19 protein-coding genes are annotated in these 23,636 nt (G+C 51.1%); 15 read left to right on the forward strand and 4 right to left on the reverse strand.

From position 1 onward, the window contains the following. The first annotated feature begins 6 nt into the window (after nt 1-6). From G5134_RS08200 to G5134_RS08265, 14 genes are all read left to right on the forward strand, one after another. The gene (locus tag G5134_RS08200) at nt 7-807 is read left to right on the forward strand and encodes an ABC transporter permease (RefSeq protein WP_010634345.1); all 801 of its coding nucleotides are present in this window, start codon (nt 7-9) and stop codon (nt 805-807) included. 4 nt (nt 808-811) lie between these two features. Next, entirely contained in the window at nt 812-1,462 is a 651-nt protein-coding gene (locus tag G5134_RS08205; protein WP_010634346.1) for an ABC transporter ATP-binding protein, read from the forward strand. Between the two features lie 32 nt (nt 1,463-1,494). Then, nucleotides 1,495-2,688 carry a capsule transporter KpsE gene (locus G5134_RS08210; protein ID WP_010634347.1) on the forward strand — a complete coding sequence of 398 codons (1,194 nt, stop codon included), beginning with the start codon at nt 1,495-1,497 and terminating at the stop codon, nt 2,686-2,688. A 32-nt stretch (nt 2,689-2,720) separates the two neighbouring features. Beyond that, a complete protein-coding gene (locus G5134_RS08215; protein ID WP_042008107.1) occupies nt 2,721-4,349 on the forward strand; it encodes a polysaccharide biosynthesis/export family protein in 1,629 nt (542 codons plus the stop codon). A 55-nt stretch (nt 4,350-4,404) separates the two neighbouring features. Further along, nucleotides 4,405-5,397, forward strand: a complete 993-nt coding sequence (locus G5134_RS08220; protein WP_421231954.1) for a CgeB family protein — start codon at nt 4,405-4,407, stop codon at nt 5,395-5,397. 45 nt (nt 5,398-5,442) lie between these two features. Next, a complete protein-coding gene (wecB, locus tag G5134_RS08225) occupies nt 5,443-6,618 on the forward strand; it encodes a non-hydrolyzing UDP-N-acetylglucosamine 2-epimerase (RefSeq protein ID WP_017765956.1) in 1,176 nt (391 codons plus the stop codon). Nucleotides 6,619-6,685: 67 nt separating this feature from the next. After that, nucleotides 6,686-7,942, forward strand: a complete 1,257-nt coding sequence (gene wecC, locus G5134_RS08230) for a UDP-N-acetyl-D-mannosamine dehydrogenase (RefSeq protein WP_421231955.1) — start codon at nt 6,686-6,688, stop codon at nt 7,940-7,942. An 83-nt stretch (nt 7,943-8,025) separates the two neighbouring features. Further along, entirely contained in the window at nt 8,026-10,644 is a 2,619-nt protein-coding gene (locus G5134_RS08235) for a CgeB family protein (RefSeq protein ID WP_421231956.1), read from the forward strand. Then, complete coding sequence (locus G5134_RS08240; protein WP_335819781.1) at nt 10,644-11,699, forward strand: hypothetical protein; 1,056 nt, start codon at nt 10,644-10,646, stop codon at nt 11,697-11,699. The genes G5134_RS08235 and G5134_RS08240 overlap by 1 nt, the downstream gene beginning before the upstream one ends. Then, a complete protein-coding gene (locus G5134_RS08245) occupies nt 11,656-12,450 on the forward strand; it encodes a DUF6270 domain-containing protein (protein ID WP_421231957.1) in 795 nt (264 codons plus the stop codon). The genes G5134_RS08240 and G5134_RS08245 overlap by 44 nt, the downstream gene beginning before the upstream one ends. Nucleotides 12,451-12,572: 122 nt before the next feature. Next, entirely contained in the window at nt 12,573-14,390 is a 1,818-nt protein-coding gene (locus G5134_RS08250) for a hypothetical protein (RefSeq protein WP_421231958.1), read from the forward strand. Nucleotides 14,391-14,419: 29 nt separating this feature from the next. Then, nucleotides 14,420-15,472 carry a galactosyltransferase-related protein gene (locus G5134_RS08255; RefSeq protein WP_421231959.1) on the forward strand — a complete coding sequence of 351 codons (1,053 nt, stop codon included), beginning with the start codon at nt 14,420-14,422 and terminating at the stop codon, nt 15,470-15,472. 52 nt (nt 15,473-15,524) lie between these two features. Continuing rightward, nucleotides 15,525-17,579 (forward strand): capsular polysaccharide biosynthesis protein, encoded by a 2,055-nt coding sequence (locus G5134_RS08260; RefSeq protein WP_421231968.1) that lies wholly within the window; start codon nt 15,525-15,527, stop codon nt 17,577-17,579. 7 nt (nt 17,580-17,586) lie between these two features. Continuing rightward, the gene (locus G5134_RS08265; RefSeq protein ID WP_408771828.1) at nt 17,587-18,900 is read left to right on the forward strand and encodes a capsule biosynthesis protein; all 1,314 of its coding nucleotides are present in this window, start codon (nt 17,587-17,589) and stop codon (nt 18,898-18,900) included. Nucleotides 18,901-18,959: 59 nt separating this feature from the next. Here G5134_RS08265 and G5134_RS08270 read toward each other — a convergent pair whose 3' ends face one another. The 4 genes from G5134_RS08270 to G5134_RS08285 form a co-directional block, all read right to left on the reverse strand. Continuing rightward, nucleotides 18,960-19,652 carry an ABC transporter permease gene (locus G5134_RS08270; protein WP_065018598.1) on the reverse strand — a complete coding sequence of 231 codons (693 nt, stop codon included), beginning with the start codon at nt 19,650-19,652 and terminating at the stop codon, nt 18,960-18,962. Between the two features lie 3 nt (nt 19,653-19,655). Continuing rightward, entirely contained in the window at nt 19,656-20,396 is a 741-nt protein-coding gene (locus tag G5134_RS08275) for an ABC transporter permease (protein ID WP_005299635.1), read from the reverse strand. Between the two features lie 139 nt (nt 20,397-20,535). Beyond that, nucleotides 20,536-21,309 carry an ABC transporter substrate-binding protein gene (locus G5134_RS08280; protein ID WP_005299633.1) on the reverse strand — a complete coding sequence of 258 codons (774 nt, stop codon included), beginning with the start codon at nt 21,307-21,309 and terminating at the stop codon, nt 20,536-20,538. Between the two features lie 64 nt (nt 21,310-21,373). Continuing rightward, nucleotides 21,374-22,144, reverse strand: coding sequence for an ABC transporter ATP-binding protein (locus G5134_RS08285; protein WP_005299631.1), 771 nt, complete (start codon nt 22,142-22,144; stop codon nt 21,374-21,376). 533 nt (nt 22,145-22,677) lie between these two features. Between G5134_RS08285 and G5134_RS08290 the strand changes: the two genes are divergently transcribed. Then, nucleotides 22,678-23,580 (forward strand): lysine exporter LysO family protein, encoded by a 903-nt coding sequence (locus G5134_RS08290; RefSeq protein WP_010634358.1) that lies wholly within the window; start codon nt 22,678-22,680, stop codon nt 23,578-23,580. Nucleotides 23,581-23,636 lie beyond the last annotated feature (56 nt).

The raw sequence follows: 23,636 nt of genomic DNA on the forward strand, positions 1-23,636 counted from the left end.
TAAAAATTGAACACCCCCATTTTATCAACTCATCGCCGAACCTCGCTGGCCGTGCTGAAGGATGTTACCTTTGGCCTGCTGATGCGTGAACTGAAGACCCGTTTCGGCAGTTACCGGATGGGCTACGCCTGGGCCGTGCTCGATCCTCTAATTGCGATTGCCTTGTTTTGTTTCATCTTTGGTATGCGCCAGCGCACCGGTTTCGGCGGGGTGGAAGCACCGGTCTTTATCGCCGCCGGTTACCTACCCTTTATGATGTTTCAAAACGTGGTCAGCCAGTTGCAATCCGCAGTCAGTGCCAACAAGGGGCTGTTCTGCTATCGGCAGGTGACCCCCTTCGCCACCCTGTTTTCCCGCTTTGTACTGGAAACCCTGATCGGCGTGCTGGTAGCCTTTGTGCTTATTTTGGGACTTATCTGGTTTGGCTTTGATGCCATGCCTGCCGACCCGCTGGCGGTGCTGACCGGCTATGGTCTGTTGATGATCTTCTCCTTTGCGTTGGGCACCCTGTTTTGTATTGCGGCATCTCTTTCCGAAGAAGCCAAAAAACTGCTTCCCATTCTGATGCGCCCCATGATGTTTATCTCCGCCGTTTTCTTTCCACTGGCGGCGGTGCCACAGAGTTATCAGCATCTGCTGTTGTGGAATCCCGTTGTGCATGCCCTTGAGCTTATCCGCTCCGGCTGGATCGCCGGTTACCAGACCCAAGGTGGAAACTGGTCTTATCTGGCCGGCATTACCCTGATATTGCTCACGTTTGCCATGAGTGCCTATCGCCTCAGCCATCGCCGTCTAATTGCAAGCTAACCCTATGATCACGCTGGACAACGTCACAAAATATTACCCGACCAAATTTGGTCGCCATTACGTGCTAAAAGATGTCAGTTACACCCTGCCAGGGGATCGCAATATCGGCATTCTCGGTGCCAACGGCGCGGGCAAGTCGACGCTGCTGCGGTTGCTCGGGGGGATGGATATGCCGAGCAAGGGCAAGGTGACTCGCCATAGCCGGGTTTCCTGGCCGCTGGCCCTGAGCGGCGGCTTTCAGGGCAGCATGACGGGACGGGAAAATACCCGCTTCGTCTGCCGGATCCACGGTGTGCACGACACGGCTGCCGTGGAGGAGTGGGTCAAAGAATTCTCGGAAATCGGCCAGCATTTTGAACTGCCCATCAAGGGCTACTCCAGCGGTATGAAGTCCAAATTCTCCTTTGCGGTGAGCATGGCCTTTGATTTCGATATCTACCTCACCGACGAGATCACCTCGGTGGGGGATGCCAGATTTAGACAAAAGTGCATCGACGTCTTTACCCAGAAGCGGCAGACCGCCAGCCTGATCATGGTCTCTCACGATATGAACACCCTGCGCCAACAGTGCGATATGGGCATTGTGCTGCAAAACGGGAAATTGACCCTGCACGATGACATCGAAGATGCCATCGCCGTCTACCAAAAGCTCTGAATTCTTCTTATTAAGCATTTCCACGGACATCTATGACCAAAGCCAATCTGACCGCCCTGCTTGAGCGCAAGCTTCGCAAATTCAAGCGGGATCCCAAGCTGTTTCTGATCGACTCCAAGGGCTACAAGGTAGCCCACCACTCTTGGAAAAAGACGATCAAACTGGGCAGTTTTCTGTGGGTTGTCGTCTGTTTCAGCCTGGCGGCGCTCTACTACGGCACCATTGCCAGCGATCGTTATGTCAGTCAGGCCAGCCTTATCATCAAGCAAGCGGATCAACTCAAGATGATGCCGGATGCCCTCTCCATGCTGGGGCTGGGGGGCAGCAATCATCAGGATGTGCTGGTGATCCAGGATTACCTCAAATCCTGGGACATGCTCGAAACGCTGGACAAACAACTGCAGCTGAAAAAGCACTACGAGAGCGACAGTGCTGACCTCTTCTCCCGCCTGCCGGCAGACGCCAGTCGCGAAGAGTTTCTGGGCTTCTATCGTGATCACCTGACCGTCAGCCTGGATGAGCTTTCCGGGGTGTTGACCGTCAGTTTGCAAGCCTTTGAGCCCGAGTATGCCAAACAGGTGGTCGCGCTGATGCTCAAGGAGAGCGAAGGATTCATCAACCGGCTGAGCCGCCAGGTCGCCGTCGAACAGCTCAAGTTTGTCGAGTCCCAGGTGGCTCGCTCCCATGAACGGCTGTTGAGTGAGCGGGAAAAGATGCTCGCCTTCCAGAACCAGCACCAGCTGATCAGCCCCGAGGCGACCAGTACAGCCATGATGGGCGTGGTGTCTGAACTGGAAGCGGAGCTGGTACGCCAGGACGCCGAGCTCAAGCGCCTGCAAATCTACATGAACCCCAATGCCCCGGATGTGGTAGCGGTGAAAGACAGGGTCGATGCCCTCACCCGCCAGCTGGCACAAGAGAAACAGCGGCTGACCGGCAGCGAGAAACAGGCCCTCAACGAGGTCAATGCCGACTATCAGGCGGTACAGGTACAAACCCAGCTGGCCGCCGATGTCTACAAGACAGGTCTGGTCAGCATGGAGCAGGCCCGCGTCGAAGCCTATCGCAAACTCAAGCATCTGCTGGTGGTCAGCCAACCCAGCTTGGCCGAACAGGCTGAATATCCCCGCCGTCTCTACAACCTGGCAACCATCGGCGTGCTGCTTTGTCTTTTCTACGGTCTGGTCGTGATGGGTCTGGCGACCCTGCGTGAACACCAGGACTGATCAGGAGTGATTTTTTGAAGATGTTATCCCATTTGAACCTGAAACCCAGCCTGCTGGCGCTAGGCCTGGGCATGCTGTTGCAGCCCGCGTTGGCTCTCGAGATCTCGCAAGAAGCGGCGCCGGTGCGCAAAGTCATTACCGACACCCAGACCCAGGATCCTGTCTTTGGCAACTGGCTGTTTCGCGGCGAGTTCGCCCGCGAATCCTTCAACGGCTTCAACCCTGATTATCGCATCGCCATTGGCGATCGCCTGCAGGTACAACTCTGGGGCGGTGTCGAATTTGATCAGCCGCTGACGGTCGATCATCAGGGCAATATTTTTCTGCCCAAGGTGGGCCCCATCAAGGTCGCCGGGGTGCGCAACGAACAGCTCAACGACACTCTGCTCGGCGCCATCACCACCGTTTATCAGAAAAACGTCAGCGTGTATGCGACCCTGGATGTCAGCCAACCGGTCAAGATCTTTGTCACTGGCTTTGTCAAACAGCCGGGTCTGTTTGCCGGTCAATCGGGGGATTCCATCCTCTATTTTCTCGACAAGGCGGGTGGCATCTCCCCCGAGCGTGGCAGCTATCTGGATGTCGCCCTCAAGCGCAATGGCCAGACCCTGCGTCACTACAACCTCTATCAGTTCCTGGTCAATGGCACCCTGCTGCCGACCCAGTTGCGCGATGGTGACATCATAGTGGTGGCGCCGCTGCGCTATCAGACCACGGTCAGAGGCAAGGTGGCCAACGCCAACAAGTTCGAGTTGAGCAAGCCCCATGTCACCCTGGCCGAACTGATGCAGATGGCCAGACCTGACCCCGATGCCACCCATATCCGGGTGAGCCGCAATCAGGGGGAAGATATCCGCATGGACTACTACCCCATCAATGATCAGCAACTGAACAGCAAGATGGTCAGCTCAGGCGACACGGTGGAAGTGATCGCCGACAAGCGCTATGCCTCCATCGCGGTACGGGTGGAAGGGGAACACGACAGTGCCCAGGAGTATGTGCTCAAGTACGGAGCACGCCTTGGCGATATCCTCAACGGGCTGAAACTGACCCAGGATGCGGATCTCAGTGCCATCCAGCTCTATCGGGAATCGGTCAAGGTACGCCAAAAAGAGATGCTGCAATCCTCGCTCAAGGCGCTGGAAGCGAGCATCCTGACTGCTCGTTCATCCTCCGAGGGTGAGGCCAAGCTGCGCAACAGCGAAGCCCAGCTTCTGATGCAATGGGTAGAACGTGCCAAAGACATCCAGCCCAATGGCCAGGTGGTACTGGCCAACGGTACCAATATGGAAGAGGTGCGGCTCGAACCGGGGGATGTGATCCGGATCCCGCGTCAGACCAACCTCATCATGGTGCATGGGGACGTGATGTTCCCGAACGCCATCCTGATGGACAGCAAGCGGACTGTGGCCGACTACATCAATCTGGCCGGTGGCTTTACCCAGAAAGCGAGCAACTCACGCATCTTGCTGCTGCATCGTGACGGCACTTTCAGCCAGATCGAGAAGGGTGATCTCGACAATAAAGAGATTGCCATCAAACCGGGCGACGAAATATTCGTACTGCCGCAGGTTGATACCAAGTCACTGCAGATCACCAAGGATCTCACCGAAGTGCTTTATCAGATCGCCATTTCTGCCAGAGCGCTGGTGCTCCTTTAATAAATGAATGGAGTGGCCTTGCTGGCCACTCCATTTAAATTGTGAGTCAATTCGTTTGAATAATAATAAAAAACCACGCATCGCATTGGTGGCGGATCAGTTCACCACATTCAGCTTGTCACCTGACGCAGACCTTGTGCAAATCACCCCAATAGATTGGCGCTGGAAACTCAGATTATTCAAACCTGACTTTCTGTTCGTTGAATCAACCTGGCGTGGTTATAAAAACAGTTGGCAAGGAAAAATTGCCAGTTATGCCCACAGTTCGCCACATAAACCCGAGCTCAGCAAGCTGCTCGATTTTTGCCGCAAACGGAAGATAACCACCATCTTCTGGAACAAGGAAGACCCATTTCATTTCGAACGTTTTGCCGATGCCGCCGCGCTGTTCGACGTCGTCTATACCACCGACATAGGCTCAGTAGAGAGATATCGGGCCCTGCCCCATCAGGCTTTCCAACATGTGGGGGTCTTGATGTTTGCGGCCCAACCGCGCTGGTACCTGCCTGCCGAGCCAGGCGAACGCGGGCCAGGCATCGCCTTTCTGGGGGGCTACTATGGCAACGAGCTGGCAGAGCGAAGCCGGACCCAGGAAGATGTGCTCTATGCCCTGCGAGATCGGGGGCTGCTCATTTTTGACCGCTTCTGGCAGCACAACAGTGGCTGCAGTTATCCAGAAAAATTGCTGCCATATTGCAAACCGGCCATCTCGCCGGCGCTGGTTGCCAAGGCATATCGGCAATATCAGCTCTATCTCAATTTCAATACCATCAGTCAATCGAGCACCATGCTTTCGAGACGGGTATTTGAGCTGGCTGCGGCCGGCTGCCCCATTATCAGTACCCCCTCGCTAGCCATGGCGAATATTTTTGGTGAAAGCGTTATTTCCGTGTCAAGTGGCACGGAGGCAAGAGAATGGTGTGTGCAATTACAAAAAGATGCTCAACAAAGAAGCGCATTGGGCGAGCAGGCCAAGGAAATAGTGCTTGCCCAGCACACCTGGCAACACCGGCTGGATCAGCTCAACCGCGAGCTCAGCCTTTATTAAGTTCAGGAAAACGAAAATCAATTAACTCACACGGGAGTGAATAATATGCCGATGAAAGCACAGCGGGTATTGATCGTATTTGGCACCAGACCGGAAGCGATCAAGATGGCACCTATCGTCAAGGCCTTTCAGGCCAACCGCCAGGTCGACGTCAGGGTTTGCGTCACCGGGCAACACAGGGAGATGCTGGATCAGGTACTGAACCTGTTCGAGATCACCCCGGAATACGATCTCAACATCATGAAGCCGGGTCAGGATCTGACCGATGTGACCACTGCCATCTTGCAGGGGCTCAAACCCGTCTTTGCCGAGTTCAAGCCGGATCGCATTCTGGTGCACGGCGACACGGCCACCTCGTTCGCGGCCACGCTGGCTGCCTATTATCACCGTATCGCGGTGGGTCATGTGGAAGCGGGTTTGCGCACCGGCAACATCTACTCCCCCTGGCCGGAAGAGGGTATGCGTCGTTTGACCGGCGGCATCGCCGATCAACACTACACCCCGACAATCAGCTCGCTGAAAAACCTCATCATGGAGAACATCGCTCCCGAGACCATCTTCGTCACCGGCAACTCGGTGATCGATGCCCTGATTGAGGTTTCCCAGCGCATTGATAAAAACCTGGGCATGAAGGCTGAGCTGGCTGCTCGCTTCCCCTTCCTGGACCAGAGCAAGAAGCTGATCCTGGTCACCGGCCATCGCCGCGAGAACCATGGCGATGGCTTTGAGCGCATCTGCAAGGCCCTCGCCGTACTGGCCAAACGGGACGATGTGCAAATCGTCTATCCCGTGCATCTCAACCCCAACGTACAAGAGCCGGTCAACCGCAACCTCAAGGGGCTCGACAACGTGCATTTGATCGAGCCGCAGGACTACCTGCCGTTCGTCTATCTGATGAAGCAGAGCTACCTGATCCTGACCGACTCGGGCGGTATTCAGGAAGAGGCGCCAACCCTGGGCAAACCGGTACTGTGCATGCGCGATACCACAGAGCGCCCGGCCGCCGTCAAGGCGGGCACGGTGCGTCTGGTGGGCACTTGTGATGAAACTATCGTCGCGGAAACGGTTCGTCTGCTGGATGACGAGCTGGCCTATCAGGTGATGAGCCATGCCAACAACCCCTACGGGGATGGCAGAACCAGCCAGCGTATCGTCGAAGCGGTGATCGGCCTGAGCGGCGCCCTGGGTCAACAGATCGACAGCAGCCTGCAGGTTGCCTGATCTACAGATTACATACCTGTCCTTGGGGGCTTCTTGCCCCCTGTTTTACTATCGAGAGCACACAATAATGAAATTTGAAACCATCTCCGTCGTGGGTCTGGGTTATATCGGTTTGCCAACAGCAGCAGTCATCGCTAGCAACGGAATTCGCGTTATCGGGGTCGATGTCAACCAGCATGCGGTAGATACCATCAACCAGGGTAAGATCCATATCGTTGAACCGGGCCTGGAAGATCTGGTCAAGCAGGCGGTGCAGGATGGCCACTTGAGTGCCCATACCAGCCCGCAGAAAGCGGACGCTTTCCTGATTGCCGTACCGACCCCGTTCAAGGGTGAAGAGCACGAGCCGGACCTCAAGTATATCGAGAGTGCCTCTCGCGCCCTGGCCCCCATGCTGGAGAAAGGCAATCTGGTGGTACTGGAGTCCACTTCACCGGTCGGCGCCACCGAACAGATGGCCAAATGGCTGGCCGAAGAGCGCAGCGATCTGACCTTCCCCCACACTGTGGCAGAAGGCCAGACCCCTGATATCTTTGTGGCGCACTGCCCTGAGCGCGTACTGCCGGGGCAGGTGATCCGCGAGCTGGTGGAAAACGATCGCATCATAGGTGGTATGGACAAGGCCAGCACTGCTGCGGCCACCCAGGTCTACAAGATGTTCGTCAAGAAGGGTGAGTGCATCGCCACCGAAGCGCGCACCGCCGAGATGAGCAAGCTGACCGAGAACGCCTTCCGTGACGTCAATATCGCCTTTGCCAACGAGCTGTCGCTGATCTGCGATAAGCAGGGCATCAATGTGTGGGAGCTGATCTCCCTTGCCAACCGTCACCCGCGGGTCAATATCCTGCAGCCGGGTTGCGGCGTGGGCGGACACTGCATCGCGGTCGATCCCTGGTTTATCGTCAACCAGAACCCCGATACCGCCAAAATCATCCATCAGGCGCGTCTGGTGAATGACTACAAGCCGCACTATGTGGTAGAGCAGGTAGAGCAAGCGGCTGCCGATCTGGTTAACCCGAAAATCGCCTGCCTGGGTCTGGCCTTCAAGCCGGATATCGACGATCTGCGTGAAAGCCCGGCACTGGATATTACCAAGACCCTGGCCAACAACCCTGCCTATCAGATCCTGGCTGTCGAGCCTAACATTGAGGTTTTGCCAGCAGCATTAGAAAATCGTAATAACGTCAAATTGACATCTCTGTCTGATGCTATTCAAAAAGCTGACATAGTCGTAATTCTTGTTAAGCATAATTCGTTCACTTCTCTATCAAAAAGAGATTTTAAAGAAGCTAAAGTATATGATTTCGTAAATGCTACTTATTAAGTGATGACGCGCTGGGGGACATCCTCCAGCACGTTATACTGCACCACAATAGCACACTTATCTGATATATTATGGAACCAGGTATGCGGAAGAGAATAAATAAGAAGAGCCAACGAAATAGTACTAAAAGTAGTGATGTGAAGAATTTAAATTTATTAAACGATGGACATGTAATTGGCATTTTTGAAAATAGCGAAGGCATCACATCATTTAGCTTCTCCGTTGATTCATCACTTGGTCATGAAAAAGATGGGATGTGCATGTGCTTTGATTTTCTCGATTCAAAGCCTTCACTTGAGGCACTAAAAGCTAACAATATTAGTAACTCATCTGTACTAGGCAACTACAAATATATTCATATCAAAAAAGGGCATAATACCTATAGTGATACACTAAAAATACCTTCCAATGTAGAGAAAGTAAAAGTTATTTTAAAGAAATGGAAACATAATAACGAGTCTAAAGATTTCATTTCAGCAACCGAGTTAAAAACAAGCTCTTTAATAACTAATCATAAACGGGATCTCAACCAAGCATGTTATATAAATACGACTTGGTTAAAAGAATATGTAAACCCTGGTAAAAAACTATCCATACATATCCCATGCTATATTGATGGCGATAGCAACCAGTCTGCTCTAATATGCTTCGATTTTGGTGAGCATACTCTTGATGAAAAATACAAGAACGGAAACGGATTTGGTTTGTCACCTGTCGCAGGTTATTATTTGTATGTCAATGACATTAATGGATTTGATATTTTCAGCTGCAATGTCACATTACCACCAGTCATAAAGACCTTTAAGGTGGGCATTCGGTCCTGGAATCCAAATTCTCGAGTATATTTTAAGAGTACAATTTTCGAGTCGCTTCAAGACATGTCACCATTATCTGGTGTAATTGGTTCTGAAAAAACTGTACCTGCCCTTCTGAATAAAGTTAATAAATTGGAGCAAGAGCTTTCCAAGTCAAATAAAGCTCACTTCAATGCCAAAAACTCAATCAGTTATCGTCTTGGCTCAACCCTTATTAATAGTAAGAAATCAATATCCGGCATAATTAAGTTGCCAATTGAACTATATAAGTTAAGAGAGGAGGTTAAGCGTAGAAAACTAAGATCTAAATCTCCTGCAGCGACCTCAATACAAGTCAGAACTCGTTCATTTGATAGTACAAAGAACATAAAAGTGCTAAGCCTGCTTGACCCAATTTCTCATGCGTGCTGGTCAGCAGTATTTAACACCACACCTCTCTCCTATGACGATTATATTGATCAAATAGAAAATGGTGATTTTGATTTTTTCTTCATGGAAAGCTGTTGGAATGCAAACCAAGGCACTTGGCTGTATGCTCAAACATCCCCAAATTTTTCACATATAAATGCTCAGCGTTTTTTAGATGCGCTATCCCGTTTAAAGAAGAAGAATATTCCAATTGTTTTTTGGAATAAAGAAGACCCTATGCATTATGACACCTTCATTAATATTGCAAAGGAAAGTGACTTCATCTTCACAACTGACACAAATAAAGTAGATAGTTATAAGAGAGACACCTACAACAGCAATGTTTATGGGTTACCATTCGCAGCTGAAACAAGCTCTTGTAATCCTGTTGGTAGAAACAGCATGTGCTTGGGCGATATATGCTTTGCAGGAACATACTACGCACATGATCACGGTGATAGAAGAGACCAAATGGATGTTGTCTTGTCTACACTTGAAGGCCGGAATGGCGTTATATATGACAGGGCCTCAGGCTCCGATAGTGATCGGTACAAGTTCCCAGAAAAATATAATGATTATCTAAAACCAAGTATACCATTTAATGAAATGATGGATACTTATAAGAAATTTAATATTTTCTTAAATGTCAATACCATTACAAATTCGCCAAGCATGATGTCGAGACGTGTTTATGAAATTTTGGCGTCTGGTACACCAATAATCTCAACGACATCTAAGGCAATTTTTGAGCAATTACCGGGTCTTGTTCTTACTGTAAAAAATAAAGAAGAAGCTAATCTGGCTGCAGAGAAACTCTTAAGCGATGAAATATTCTGGTACAAAAAGAGTCACTTAGGATATCGATATATACATGCATATTGCACTTACTTAGACAGAGCAGAATCTATTGCAAAAGAACTCGGTCTCACGGTACAGAGAGCTACCGAATCTTTCAATGTCATTGTATCTGCAAGCGATGACGTTAGCATTAAAAGGATGCTAACATCTATCAAGAGACAAAAACTATACAACCAGTACAATATAAATAAAATAATTGTAATTAATAGCGAGTCTTGCTCTATCTCTGATGACAGCCTTTCAGTTGTAGGATCCCTTGACGAAGCATTATCTATTTCTGATAGTGAGTCATACGCTGTATTTATGAGTGATAAGTACCATTATTTCGATAATTATGTATTTGATTTACTATTGCCGTTCAAATTTACAAATGCTGATATTATTACAAAAGCTAGCTTCTTCAAGATGAAAGATGACAAGCTTTCAGTCTTTAACAAGAGCAGTATTCATTCATATGTAGAAACTTATGACATTTGGCAGTCAGCCTTGTCTATGTCAGCAAAAGAAAATAAAGAACCATCGATATATTCCTGTGATCCGTTTAGCATATTGGTGTACCCACAGAAGCAAGTATCACATCAGGCATTTCTTTATAAAACAAACAGTGTTGTGGGGATATAATGAAAATCGTATTGTTTGACACAATTCTAGAAAGACATTTATGTGAAAGCTTGCAAAGAGCCTTTACAGAATTGGGCCACGAGGTGATATATACAGACCTGATTCTACATGGTCACTCCATGATTTCTGACCCAAAACATATTGAAGTGATGGAAGCAGCTATTGAAAAATACATTGATAGCTCCGTAGATCTTGTCATCTCATTCAGGCCGATGAATCTTAACAAAGCATTGCTTGCCAAAATTAAAAAACATGCAGCAATTGCAATATGGCTTTCAGATGATCCTGTTCTCTACAAAACATGCTATGGTGAAGTCGTTGATGAATACGATATCATTTTACACTGTGGTAGCGAACGAGTTCTAAGTTTTTATAAAGATAAGGGGCATAAGGCTGGTGTTAACTTTCCTTTCTGGACAGATAATGTCGCATTACCAAATGTCTATGCTCCTGAATACTCTACAACTGATGGTATATTTCTTGGAAATATGCACGGTGCCGTAAGGCACAAACGCTATAAAGAAATCGCTGGCTTAGATTGCAATATTAAAATTTTCGGATTACTTGACAGTGATTTTAATGGAATGCATGGTGGAAACATCAGAGATGGCTATATCAATATAAATAAAATCAGTGAGCAGTTGCAGCTTGCTAAATTCGGAATAAGTATCCCTCAATACTTTGAAAGTTATATAGGCCTTGATGAATACTATTTTGATGGATTAGAGAACTTAGGTTATTTCCAATTTCCAAGTCGAGTCATTCAATATGCAGCTTCGGGGTTACCAATAGTTGCATTGGGTGAAGACGATATGAAAGAAGTCTTCCCTGAGATAGAAATAAAGAAAAAAATAGACGACTTAAAACCTTACATCAACAACTTAGTCAATGATTTTGATTTTGCCATGGAAGCATCAAGGGCTATAACGGCTAGATTTAAAAAAGATTACTCCGCAAAATCAAGAGCACTATTTTTATTAGATATCATGAAGAGACCGAATATAATTTTGAATGAAAGCCCTTATTCAAGGGCAACCGCTTTTACAAAATACTAATGAATATTTAATTATGAAAAAAATAGCTATTTTAGGTTCTTGCGTTACCAAAGATGCATTCAAGTATAATGATGGTTCTTTAGATGTAAAGCATGCCTATTATCCAAGGGCATCTATTATAAGCTTAGTTAGTTCTCCACTAGAAATTGATGAGAAATTACTATCAGCACAATCAGAATGGCTTAATCAAATAATTATTAATGACTTTAGAAAAACTACTCTATTAAAAGTGGCTACTCATAACCCTTATGCAATATGTGTAGACTTGATTGAAGAGCGCTTTGATATAGTAAAAGTGCAAGATGGAAGTTATATCACTTTCTCGGATGAACTTGTAAAATACTATGCTAATCATAAATCCCTTGTCTCCAATGAGCGTATATCCTTCTATGATAAAAAAAGGAAAGCACTTTTTCTTCATAGTCTAGAAAAACTATGCTCTATATTTAACGAAGATTTTCCCTCATCAAAAATAATTATTCATAGAGCCTTTTTTTCAGATTACTTTATTGAAAGTGGTAAAATTAAAAAATTTAGTGATGAAAAATGTCAACGAAACAAGAGCATAAATTGTCTTTTATCTTTTGGATATGACTATTTAAAATCAAATATAAATAATGCCTCACTGATTTCTCTCCCTCCTCAATTAACTATTGCAAATAGTAATCATATATGGGGGCTATCCCCATATCACTATATAGATGAATATTATGAAGAATTTTTTTCAAAACTTATTGAAGAAGTAAATTAAAAGCTCATATAAAATCCTGTCTATATCCATTGAGGTTCATTTTGGTTAATTTAAATAACAATTGCGACTTTACAAGATATTGTAATGGTTTTATTTTTTCTCCATCAACTGAAAATGGAGTTATGTTAGAAGACTGGGATAAACATGAAATACAAGAATTTACATTACAACATGATAATAGTTATAGTTGCCAACTTGCTGAAGACAGCTCATCATTTCTTATTCTAATTGGTAGAGCGATCTATGTTTACGATAATAACAATGATGTATGCTCCCAAAACTTACTTACTATTTTGAATACTTCAGAAGTATCTTTTTTTGAAGAGTTAGACAAAATAAATGGCCGTTTCGCTATAATTTACAGAGCTCATAATAAACCAGTTAAGGTTATTAATGATGCATGTGGAATGAGAAGTGTATTTTACACTAAATTAAAGTCAAATTACTACGCATCACATCCATCTCTTTTATCACATGCAATTAATTCTTCCAAAAACAAATATGGTTACCTCCTTAGTAAATATAGTAGCTATCATCTCCCAGGAAATATAACAACTTATGATGATGTTTATCAATTAATTCCGAATCACTATCTGAACTCATCATCAAACTCATTAGTTAGATTTTTTCCTAGAGATGATTTACAGCCATCTAAAGATATCGATTTATCTAGAAAGATGCTATCACAACATCTTATGCATCAAGTCCGTCAACTAATTAATAAAAACAAACTTCTGTGTTCTATTAGTGCGGGTATTGATAGCAGAGTAACATTAGCCGCAACACGTTTACATTCAAATGAGATAGACTACTTTACATATTATGGTGGAAAGGGAGAAAGTAGTGACATTTTAAGTGTAGATAAAAATGTCGTGTCAGATATAGCCTTGAATTTAAACTTAAACCACACTCTTTTTAAAGTTGATCAGGAACATTCTGATATTGCAAGAAAGCTACAAGCCAAAATACTACAAGAGTCACATATTACACACCAAGCTAGTATCGCGCTTGAGTTGATGAATAGATTTGGTCATAAAAACTATCTTCATCTAAGGTCAAACCTATTAGAAATAGGACGAGTATTTTACCGAGATCATTACAATATAAAAAGCGAACAATTCTCATTAAATGACGCAATAGTCTGCTATTCAGAGAAGGCTAAAAATGATGATGAAGTAAGAACGTTATTTGAGCATTTTTTTAATGAGGTTTCTTATGAAAACTTGCCATCTGGATATGACCCATTTGATTTGTTCTACTGGGAATATAGAATGGGCATATGGCATTCCCTAATTCTACTAGAGTCAGACTTGGCCTTTGATACACATATTCTTTTTAATAGTAGATATTTTCTAAAAGAATTGCTTTCCATTCCATATGATGTTCGTAAAGATAATAGATTTTATCTTTCGATGTGTGAAGATAATTGGCCTATATTAGGTTACTGGGGAGTTAATAATACATACCACGCAGCATCTGTTTTTGATAAAGATATACATATCACTAAAAATGCAATATTATTTGATAATATAAACTTCATCAGTGGTTCTATCAAAGAGGGTAATATACCTAGATTTAACTCTGTTAAAAAGCAATTCTCTGCGATGTTTAACCTGATTGACAGCGGTCCATTGAAAGGGGACTATGTTTCACTTATAGCACCAATAGAAGTCGTCAATGATAAAAAACTTGTCGTGAACTTAAGAACGCCTTTTGCAAACCCAAAACTTCTTGGAAGAATGGCTGTTGTGATTGAACTTGATAATGAGGAAGTTTGGATTAAAGATGCTTCGTCATGGAAGGAGACACAACAGATAGTCATTGACTTAACGCCTGGTCTCCATACTTTAAAAGTAAAATCTCTTGCATTGAAAGACTGTGAGAAATGGTCTTGGGGTAAAGCGGGAAGTATAGTTATTGAACGGTTGAGTATTATATAGCCACATTCAGAAAAACTACGTTAATAAACATGCAAAAAATTTCTATAATAACTCCATTTAAAGCTCGAGATCATTGTGATGATGAGAAGCGATTATCTAATTTGCTATCAGAAATCACAACTGAAGATAATATAGATTTTTTTATTGCAGAAGAACTCCCTAGTACTAACATTAATTTTCCACATTCGAATGTTTTTATTCACACAATGAATTCAGTTCCTTGCTACTCCGCAGGAGTAGCAAGGAACTTCGTTGTTAGAAACATTAAATCCGAATTCATTTTCTTCTTAGATTTAGACTTGTTATATCCTAAAGGATTTATTAATCAAATTGATGTAAAAAAATGTAAGTTAGAAAGGTCTAATGTTTTTTTTGAAATGTACCCCTGCCTCTATCTGACCAAGGAAGAGACGGAGCGCTTTGACGGTGATTTTCAGGGCTGCCTGGAGTCCTTCTTGCGCGGGGAGAATCATCGAGTGGAGGGAATCGCCCTGGCCAGCAGCTGTCTGCTGATGAACCGCGAGTGGTTTTTGCAGCTGGGGGGCTTTGATGAGCAGTTTGTCGGCCATGGCGGCGAAGATCTCGAACTGATAGACCGCCTCACCCGTCACTACCCCATCGGGCCGAGGCCGGATGACTATGCCCTCAATATCAAGGCCCAGCATCCGGGTGATTATCAGGGCTTTCGGCGCTATTTCAGCTATTATGCGCTGCCCCATCTGTTTGCCGGCCGATTTCTGGTGCACCAGTGGCATCCGCGCCCCCTGACCCACCCATACCACAAGCGGCGGGCAGGCAATGATCAGCTGCTCGAGCAGATGCTGGCCCGCAGCGAGGCAGAGCGGGGCCCGTTGAAAGGGCCCGTGGTGCCCTGCAACAACCTTGGTGGAGAGCTGCCCGATTTTCGTGAGTGGATGATCCGCTTGCAGGAGGAGGCTGGCTACCCGGTGCAGGAGTATCCGGGTCTGCTTCGCTGGCAGGATGGCATCAAACCCAAGCGCCCTTTGTGGCGCAAGTTGCGCAAGCTCTACCTCAACCCTCGGGCTTTTTTCAGAGACATGTTCAACCCCAGGTCTCGCTGAACTTTTTATCTGAGCAATTTGCATGACTCTATGGACACAATCCGGCGGCATTATGGCTCGCAGCGCCCAGATCGGTGCCTGCCTGGACCAGCCTCTGGCTCGCTTCACATCCCCTGATGACCCACAACCGGGTGATGTGCTGATCGGCTGGGGCCAGAAGGCCAATACCCGCCAGATCAAGCAGCAGGCACAGGCACTGGGCCTGCCCTACTGGCAACTGGAAGATGGATTTATCGGCTATATCGGCCACCCCGCCAAGGGGGGGATGGCGGTGTCGCTGATCGCCGATCCGGTGGGCATCTATTACGATGCCCGCCAACCCAGCCGGCTCGAACAGCTGATCGCTACCCCTTGCGATGCCGGCACGCTGGCGCGTGCCGAGCGACTGATAGGCGAACTGGTACGCCTTGGGGTGACCAAGTACAACTGTTATGCCAGTCGCCCCGATACCGCCTCGGCCGCCGGGCCCCGCAGCCCGTCGGTTGCCGAAGTGAAAGGGCTACCGGCAGCACTGGCTCAACGCCTGCTGCAAGACGCCAGGCCCAGAGTCTTGCTGGTCGATCAGGTGGCCGGCGATCTCTCCATCCCCGGCGCACTGGCCAGCGAAGCCGACTTTGTTGCCATGGTGGAAGCGGCACGTCGCAACCACCCCCATGCCCGTCTGCTGCTGCGCACCCATCCCGATACCCGCTTTGGCAAGAAGAGCGGGGTGCTGGCCAGGCTGAAGCTGAGCGATGTGGAGATAGTGGCCGACCATTGTCATCCCCACGCGCTGCTGAGCCTGGTGGATGCCGTCTATACCGTCTCATCCCAGCTCGGCTTTGAGGGCCTGCTGCTGGGCAAGCCGGTCTACTGCTTCGGCATGCCGTTTTATGCCGGCTGGGGGTTGACCCACGACAGCAAGCAGTGTGAGCGTCGCAACCTGCCGGTGTCGCTGGCCCAGTTGGTGGCGGCGGCCTTGATCCACTACCCGCGCTACCTTGACCCCGTGCTCGGCCAGCGCTGCGAAGTGGAAGAGGTGATCGCCATCATCGCCCGCCAGCAAAAGCCCGCTCCCCGTTGGCGCAGGCTCTATCTGGTCGGTTTTTCGCTGTGGAAGCGCGCCTTTATGCAGGCGTTTTGTCATCACCTGGCCGAGGAGCTTCGTTTTGTTCGCAAGCCTCCCAAGCGGCTGACCGGCGATGAGCAGGTGTTGGTCTGGGGCAGCCGGCATCCCGATCTCACCTCGGCCATTCGGGTGGAAGATGGTTTTATCCGCTCTCGCGGGCTGGGCTCCAACCTGTGTCGTCCCTCTTCCCTCTCCATCGATCCGGTGGGGATCTACTTTGACTGTCGCACCCCAAGCGGGCTCGAGCAGCTGCTCAATTACCAGCAACTGACCGAGCAGGAGGTCATGCGAGGCCAGGCTCTGCTTGAGCTGCTCAAGCGACACGGCGTCAGCAAATACAATGTGGGCACAGTACAGCCATTCACGCCGCCGTCAGATGGCCGCACGCGGGTGCTGGTGGTGGGTCAGGTCGACGGGGATGCCTCCATCCTGACCGGTAGTCCGACCATTCGCAGCAACGAGCAGTTGCTGTGGGCCGTACGGGCCGCCAAACCCGAGGCCCATATCATCTACAAACCGCATCCGGATGTGGTGGCAGGCAACCGGGCCGGTGCTATCTCGGCAGCCTGCCTGGCGGAGTGCGTCGACAGCCAGGTACTCGATATTGGCCTCACCAGCCTCTATCCCCATGTGGACGAGCTGCATACCATGACCTCGCTGAGCGGATTCGAGGCGCTGGTGCAAGGGGTCAAGGTCACGACCTGGGGTCAACCCTTCTACAGTGGCTGGGGCCTGACCACGGATGCCCACCCTCCTGCTCGTCGGCAACGAACCCTGCCTTTGGCCGCTCTGGTCTATCTGACCCTGGTGGCCTATCCGCTCTATATCGACTGGCAGACTGGCCTCTGGATAAGTCCGGAGCAGCTGATCCGCCAGCTGGCACAGCAGGGCCACTCATCGGCCCGAAAGGCTGGCCGCTGGCAACGTTGGCAGCTCAAGCTGAGTTACCTGACCCAGACTCTGTGGCAGCGCCCTTCCCTCCCCCAGCTCATGAGATAAGTCGTACATGAAGATTTTGTTGTTGCAAGGACCGCTGGGCCCCTTCTTTCAGACCCTGAGCCAGGTGCTGAGCGATGCCGGCCATCAGGTGTACAAGATCCATTTCAACGGTGGGGATGAGTGCTGGCCCTGTGTCGGCCATAACGAGCGCTTTACCGGCAAACCGGAGAGCTGGAACACTTTTTTTCGCCGCTTCATCAAGCGCAACGGTATCGACAGCCTGGTCTGCTACGGTGACTGCCGTTATTACCATCTGCAAGCCATTCGCATCTGCAAGCAGAAAAAGATTGCCGTCTGGGCCATGGAAGAGGGGTACCTGCGCCCCGACTACGTGACGCTGGAGCAAGGGGGGGTCAACGCCTTCAGCCCGCTTTATGCCAAGCGTGACAAGCTGGCGGAGATGCAATGGCCTGAGCCCTACCAGGCGCCGTTGCAGGTGGGCAAGACCTTTGCCAGACGAGCCTGGTATGCCAGCCGCTACCACATCAACAAGAGCCTGTTTCGCTGGCGCTACCCCCACTTCGTCAATCACAGACCCTGGAGCCTTTACCAGGAGGCCAGCGGCTGGGTTGCCGGCGGCTTGGTGAAGTGGCGCTACCGCTGGGCAGACCGCCGTTTGCTGAAAGCCCTGCCGGCACACAAGGGGCATATCTTCTTCGTTCCCCTGCAGGTCACCGAGGACTTCCAGATCCGTGAGCATTCGGATTTGAGCGGTGTCGAGGAGATGGTGGCACAGGTGATGAACTCGTTTGCCGAGCATGCCCGCAGCGAAGATGTGCTGCTGTTCAAACATCACCCCATGGACCGTGGTTACGTCAGCTACCAGTCCCAGATCAACCGGCTGGTCACCCTGCTCGGGCTGGAAGGGCGGGTGTTTTATGGCTATGACCTGCCGCTGCCGGCGCTCTATCCCCTGCTCAAGGGCGTCATTACCATCAACAGCACGGTCGGCCTCTCCGCCCTGCTGCACGATGTGCCGACCTTCTGCATGGGGCGCGCCCTCTACGATCTGCCGGGGCTCACCACCCGCGGCACGCTGGAGAAGTTCTGGCACAAGCAGAGCCCGGTCTGCAACGCGACGTTCGAACGCATGCGCCAATCCCTGCTGCACCTGACCCAGATCAATGCCAGCTTCTATCGGCATCTGGAGATCGGGGCCATGGCCGTGGCACAGAAGATCCAGCAGCACGACAAGCAGCGCATGCCAATCAAACAGGGCAAGCAGACCCTTAACGCCCCCGGGCTTGTCGGTGCCCTCGGCGTACTGAGCTCGCTTGGCTTGATGGCAGACGAGATGTTGACGCCCCTCGGCATGCTGTGATGCTTGCCCCTATCTTGACCCATGAAAAAGCCCGCAATTGCGGGCTTTTTTTATGGCCATTACACGGTGCGGGGGCGCAGGTGGGCGTGCCAGCGGGCTTCCCACTTCTTGAACAGCCAGACGATGACGAATGTCAGCAGCATGTAGAGCAGGCCGGCGGTCAGGAACGCCTCGAACGGGCTGTAGTAGCGGGAGTTGATGATCCGCGCGGCGCCGGTCAGATCGACGATGGTGATGATGCCCGCCACCGCCGAGCCCTGCAGCATGAAGATCACCTCGTTGCTGTAGGCCGGCAGTGCCCGGCGAAACGAGTTGGGCAAAATGATCCGGGTCAGAGTCTGCCAGCGGGTCATGCCGAAGGCGTTGGCCGCCTCAATCTGCCCCTTGGGCATGTTGAGCACGGCCCCGCGCACGATTTCGGCGGTGTAGGCCCCGGTGTTCAGGGTGAACGCCAGCAGGGCGCAGAACCAGGCTTCGGCAAACAGATCCCAGGCGACGCTGTTTTTCAGCCACTCCCACTGGGCGGCGCCGTAGTAGATGATGAACAGCTGCACCAAGAGCGGGGTGCCGCGAAAGAAGTAGATGTAGGCCCAGATCGGCCCCTTGATCAGCCAGTTGCGGCTGTTGCGCAGGATACCGAGCGGCACCGCCAGCATCAGCCCGAGGGTCAGGGAGGCGGCCACCAGCAGTACAGTGGTGTAGAGGCCCTGCCAGTAGGTGGGCCATTCGCTGAGAATGATTGAGAAATCCATGGCTTACCTCGTCTTTATCGCATAGTGACGCTCGGCCCATTTCAGTGCCGAGGTGGAGACCGCAGTGAAGATCAGGAAGATCAGGGCCACCGCCATGTAGAAGGTGAAGGGCAGCTGGGTCGAGCCCGCCGCCAGGGACGCTTTGCGCACCATGTCATCGAGCCCGATGATGGAGACCAGCGCAGTGGTTTTCAGCAGTACCAGCCAGTTATTGCCAAACCCAGGCAGAGCGTGGCGCATCATCTGGGGAAACAGGATGCGACGAAACACCTGGGTTGCCCGCATGCCGAAGGCCCGGGCTGCCTCCAGCTCGCCCTTGTCCACCGCCAGGATGGCGCCGCGGAAGGTCTCGGTCATGTAGGCGCCGAAGATGAAGCCTATGGTGGCCACCCCGGCTGCAAACGGGCTGATGTCGATGTAATCGGGCAGCAGGGAGACCCACTCCTGGTTGGGGTTGCTCGCCAGCAGGTAGTTGTTGTAGGTCTCGTTGACCCAGGTACAGAGGTTGTTGATGAGCACCTGACCGCCGAAGAACAAGAGCATCATCAGCACCAGATCGGGAATGCCGCGAATGACGGTGGTATAGGCGGTGGCAAAGCCGCGGGCCCACTTGTAGGGGGAGAGCTTGGCCAGCGCCCCCAGCATGCCGAGCACCAGCGCCAGCAGCAGGGAGGCCAGCGCCACCTCCAGGGTGACCCAGGCCCCCTCCAGCAGGGAGGTTTCGTATCCTTTCAAATCAAACATATGCAGTTCCATCGCAACTAAGCGGGCCCATCACTCCCTGGCGAGAGACGACGGGCCCGATGACTACAGACGAGGGTCAACCTGTCGCTATTGTGCGTGTCACGCCCTGGCTCCTGCCTCTGGCAGCGAGCCTTGGAAGTTACTCGCCGTAGACGTCGAAGTCGAAGTACTTGTCGTTGATCGCCTTGTACTTGCCGTTGGCACGCAGCGCCAGGATGGCGGCGTTGAATTTCTCTTTCAGATCCTTGTCGGCCTTGCGCACCGCGATGCCGGCGCCTTCACCAAACCACTTGGGATCGGTCAGTTTCGGGCCCACAAACTCGAACGCATCGCCGCCCTCTTTCTTGAGCAAACCGTCGCTGATGGCGGCGGAGTCGGCCAGCACGTAGTCGACGCGGCCGGATTTCAGGTCGAGATAGGCCTCATCGGCGGTGCCGTAACGCTTGATGGTGGCGTTGGGGAAGTTGTCGGTAATAAAGGTGTCCATGGAGGTGGCGCGCTGCACGGCCACTGTCTTGCCATCCATGAAGGCCTTCTCCAGTTTCACGTCAGTGCCTTTCTTGGCGGCGAAGCGGGCCGGAATGTGCTGGTACTTCTGGGTGAAGTCCACCTTCTTCTTGCGCTCTTCGGTGATGTCCATGGTGGCGATGATGGCGTCATATTTGCGCGACAGCAGCGCCGGAATGATGCCGTCCCAGTCCTGCTTGACCAGGGTGCATTTCACCTTCATCTCCTCGCACAGGGCGTTGGCGATGTCGATGTCAAAGCCTTTCACCTCGCCGCTCGGCTCGGTCCAGGAGAAGGGGGGGTAGGCTCCTTCGACACCGATCCGCACCTCTTTCCACTCCTTGGCCATCAGGCTGCCGGAGGACAGGGCAGTAACCATGGCAGTCGCCAGCATCAGCTTGTTCATGTATCTCTCCTTGATAAAGTCATCGACTGTTGCAATTGCAGATTGTTGGGCTCAGCTCCGGCCATCAATAGATGGAGGAGATGAATTGCTTGAACCGTTCGGACTTGGGATGGGCGAAGATCTCCTTGGGATTGCCCTCCTCCTCCACGCGGCCCTGGTGCAAAAACATTACCTTGTTCGACACATCGCGGGCAAACGACATCTCATGGGTCACCACCAGCATGGTGCGCCCCTCTTCGGCCAGCTCGCGCATCAGGCCGAGTACTTCGCCCACCAGCTCGGGGTCGAGCGCCGAGGTGGGTTCGTCAAACAGCATCACCTCGGGTTCCACCGCCAGCGCCCGGGCGATGGCCGCCCGCTGCTGCTGACCGCCGGAGAGGTGGCCCGGGTAGTAGTCACGCCGCTCCCACAGCCCTACCCGGTTGAGCAGGTGTTCCGCCTTGGCAATGGCCTCGGCGCGGGGCACCTTGAGTACCTGGATCGGCACTTCGATGATGTTCTGCATGATGGTCATGTGGGACCATAGGTTGAAGCTTTGAAACACCATGGCCAGCCGGCTGCGAATGCGCTCCACCTGCCGCATGTCTTCCGGCAGACGTTCACCGGTGCGGTTGGTTTTCATGCGAATAAGCTCGCCATGGAGGGAAACCGTGCCGGAAGAGGGTGTTTCCAGCAGATTGATACAGCGAAGAAAGGTCGACTTCCCCGAACCGGAGGAGCCGATAAGGGAGATGACATCCCCCTTGTGGGCGGTCATATCGATGCCCTTGAGCACTTCGTGGGTGCCGAAATACTTGTGCAGATCACGAACTTCCAGTGCGGCAACGTCGCTCATCCATTACAACCTTGTCTGTCCCTAGACGCCGCTGGGGCGTGACTCACGCCATCGCTTATTTAACAAAAAGTTAACCGATGGCAACCTTCAGCGAAAATATCACTCGGATAGTCAAAAAACAATACAGAACCGAGGTCTTTGGTGTTTTGTCTGTATTTTTATTGGCCAAACAGGTATTTTTCAGCACTTTGTCTGCATAAAATGCTAATCAACCCGGTTCGACGACACCGCCTTTTTATACCCGTAGCGCACTACTGGCAAGAAAATTCCGCCCATCATGCCATAAGGCAGCCGAAGTGGATTTATTCACCCGACCCGCCCTCGCATCCCGTTGAAAAATCGCCGACTCGCGCCGTTTTCGGGTTGCACCAGGGTGGGTAGATGCCCCGAAACGGGGCCTCGTTTCATACCATAAACATAACAAATCGATAAAAAAGTTCCGGATGAGGCAGACAAACACACAAATATGTGACACAGGGCCAATAAGTGATGATAAGGTGTCATTTTTGTCAGTTTTTGTGATCGAGGCCCCGATGTTGCTCAATGTGTTGCTGATCCTGCTGCCGCTTGTGATCGGCTATCTGGTACCCCTCTCCTCCGCCCGTTTGATCAAGCTGGTCAATCAATCGTTGGGCAAGATGGTCTATCTCATCTTGTTCCTAATGGGGCTGGGGCTCGCCTACGTGGAGAACCTGGGCAGCAACCTGGCGGTGATCTTCAAGGTGGCTGGCGTCATGCTCGCCGCCATTACCCTGTGCAACCTGCTGGCCCTCTGGTGGCTGGATCGGCGCTCCCCTCCTACGCATGAAGCCAGCGACGGCCAGATGCCGAGCAAGCTGCACCTGCTGTGGGAGTCGCTGCAGCTCTGCTTCGTGGTGCTGGGCGGCGTCTTGCTGGGGCTGCTGGTGGACCTGCGCGCCCTGCCCATCGACAAGTGGAGCGAGTGGGCCCTGATGCTGCTGCTGTTTCTCATCGGGGTACAGATGCGCAACTCCGGCATGCGGCTGCGCCAGATCCTGCTCAACCCCTGGGGCATGAAGATCGCCGCCACCGTCATCGTCAGCAGCTGGCTCGGCAGCCTGCTGGCCGCCCAGTTGCTCGGCATGCCGCTGGCCCACGGCCTGGCCCTCAGCTCCAGCTTCGGCTGGTATTCGCTCTCCGGCATCCTGGTGGCCGACAAGCTGGGGCCGGTGCTGGGCTCCGCCGCCTTTATCAACGATCTGGGGCGCGAGCTCATCGCCATCCTGATCATTCCGGTGCTGATGCGCCGCCACCCCTCCGCCGCCATCGGTTATGGCGGCGCCACGGCCCTCGACTTCACCCTGCCGGTGATCCAGAAATCCGGCGGCATCCAGGTAGTGCCGGTGGCCATCGTCTCCGGCTTTATCCTGAGCCTGCTCGGCCCCATCCTGATCCTGGGCTTCCTGGCCATCTGATCTCGACCCGCTGACTGGCCCACGGTCAACAACAAGCCCGGCACTGCTGCCGGGCT

Source organism: Aeromonas sp. 600276 (assembly GCF_049175815.1).
Taxonomy (GTDB): Bacteria; Pseudomonadota; Gammaproteobacteria; order Enterobacterales; family Aeromonadaceae; genus Aeromonas; species Aeromonas dhakensis.

What these genes read in the sequence shown, in the direction of transcription:
- G5134_RS08205 (WP_010634346.1), top strand. Translation starts at nt 812, where the DNA reads ATGATCACGCTGGACAACGTCACAAAATATTACCCGACCAAATTTGGT.
- G5134_RS08210 (WP_010634347.1), top strand. Translation starts at nt 1,495, where the DNA reads ATGACCAAAGCCAATCTGACCGCCCTGCTTGAGCGCAAGCTTCGCAAA.
- wecB (WP_017765956.1), top strand. Translation starts at nt 5,443, where the DNA reads ATGCCGATGAAAGCACAGCGGGTATTGATCGTATTTGGCACCAGACCG.
- wecC (WP_421231955.1), top strand. Translation starts at nt 6,686, where the DNA reads ATGAAATTTGAAACCATCTCCGTCGTGGGTCTGGGTTATATCGGTTTG.
- G5134_RS08235 (WP_421231956.1), top strand. Translation starts at nt 8,026, where the DNA reads ATGCGGAAGAGAATAAATAAGAAGAGCCAACGAAATAGTACTAAAAGT.
- G5134_RS08240 (WP_335819781.1), top strand. Translation starts at nt 10,644, where the DNA reads ATGAAAATCGTATTGTTTGACACAATTCTAGAAAGACATTTATGTGAA.
- G5134_RS08245 (WP_421231957.1), top strand. Translation starts at nt 11,656, where the DNA reads ATGAAAGCCCTTATTCAAGGGCAACCGCTTTTACAAAATACTAATGAA.
- G5134_RS08250 (WP_421231958.1), top strand. Translation starts at nt 12,573, where the DNA reads ATGTTAGAAGACTGGGATAAACATGAAATACAAGAATTTACATTACAA.
- G5134_RS08255 (WP_421231959.1), top strand. Translation starts at nt 14,420, where the DNA reads ATGCAAAAAATTTCTATAATAACTCCATTTAAAGCTCGAGATCATTGT.
- G5134_RS08260 (WP_421231968.1), top strand. Translation starts at nt 15,525, where the DNA reads ATGGCTCGCAGCGCCCAGATCGGTGCCTGCCTGGACCAGCCTCTGGCT.
- G5134_RS08265 (WP_408771828.1), top strand. Translation starts at nt 17,587, where the DNA reads ATGAAGATTTTGTTGTTGCAAGGACCGCTGGGCCCCTTCTTTCAGACC.
- G5134_RS08270 (WP_065018598.1), bottom strand. Translation starts at nt 19,652, where the DNA reads ATGGATTTCTCAATCATTCTCAGCGAATGGCCCACCTACTGGCAGGGC.
- G5134_RS08275 (WP_005299635.1), bottom strand. Translation starts at nt 20,396, where the DNA reads ATGTTTGATTTGAAAGGATACGAAACCTCCCTGCTGGAGGGGGCCTGG.
- G5134_RS08280 (WP_005299633.1), bottom strand. Translation starts at nt 21,309, where the DNA reads ATGAACAAGCTGATGCTGGCGACTGCCATGGTTACTGCCCTGTCCTCC.
- G5134_RS08285 (WP_005299631.1), bottom strand. Translation starts at nt 22,144, where the DNA reads ATGAGCGACGTTGCCGCACTGGAAGTTCGTGATCTGCACAAGTATTTC.
- G5134_RS08290 (WP_010634358.1), top strand. Translation starts at nt 22,678, where the DNA reads ATGTTGCTCAATGTGTTGCTGATCCTGCTGCCGCTTGTGATCGGCTAT.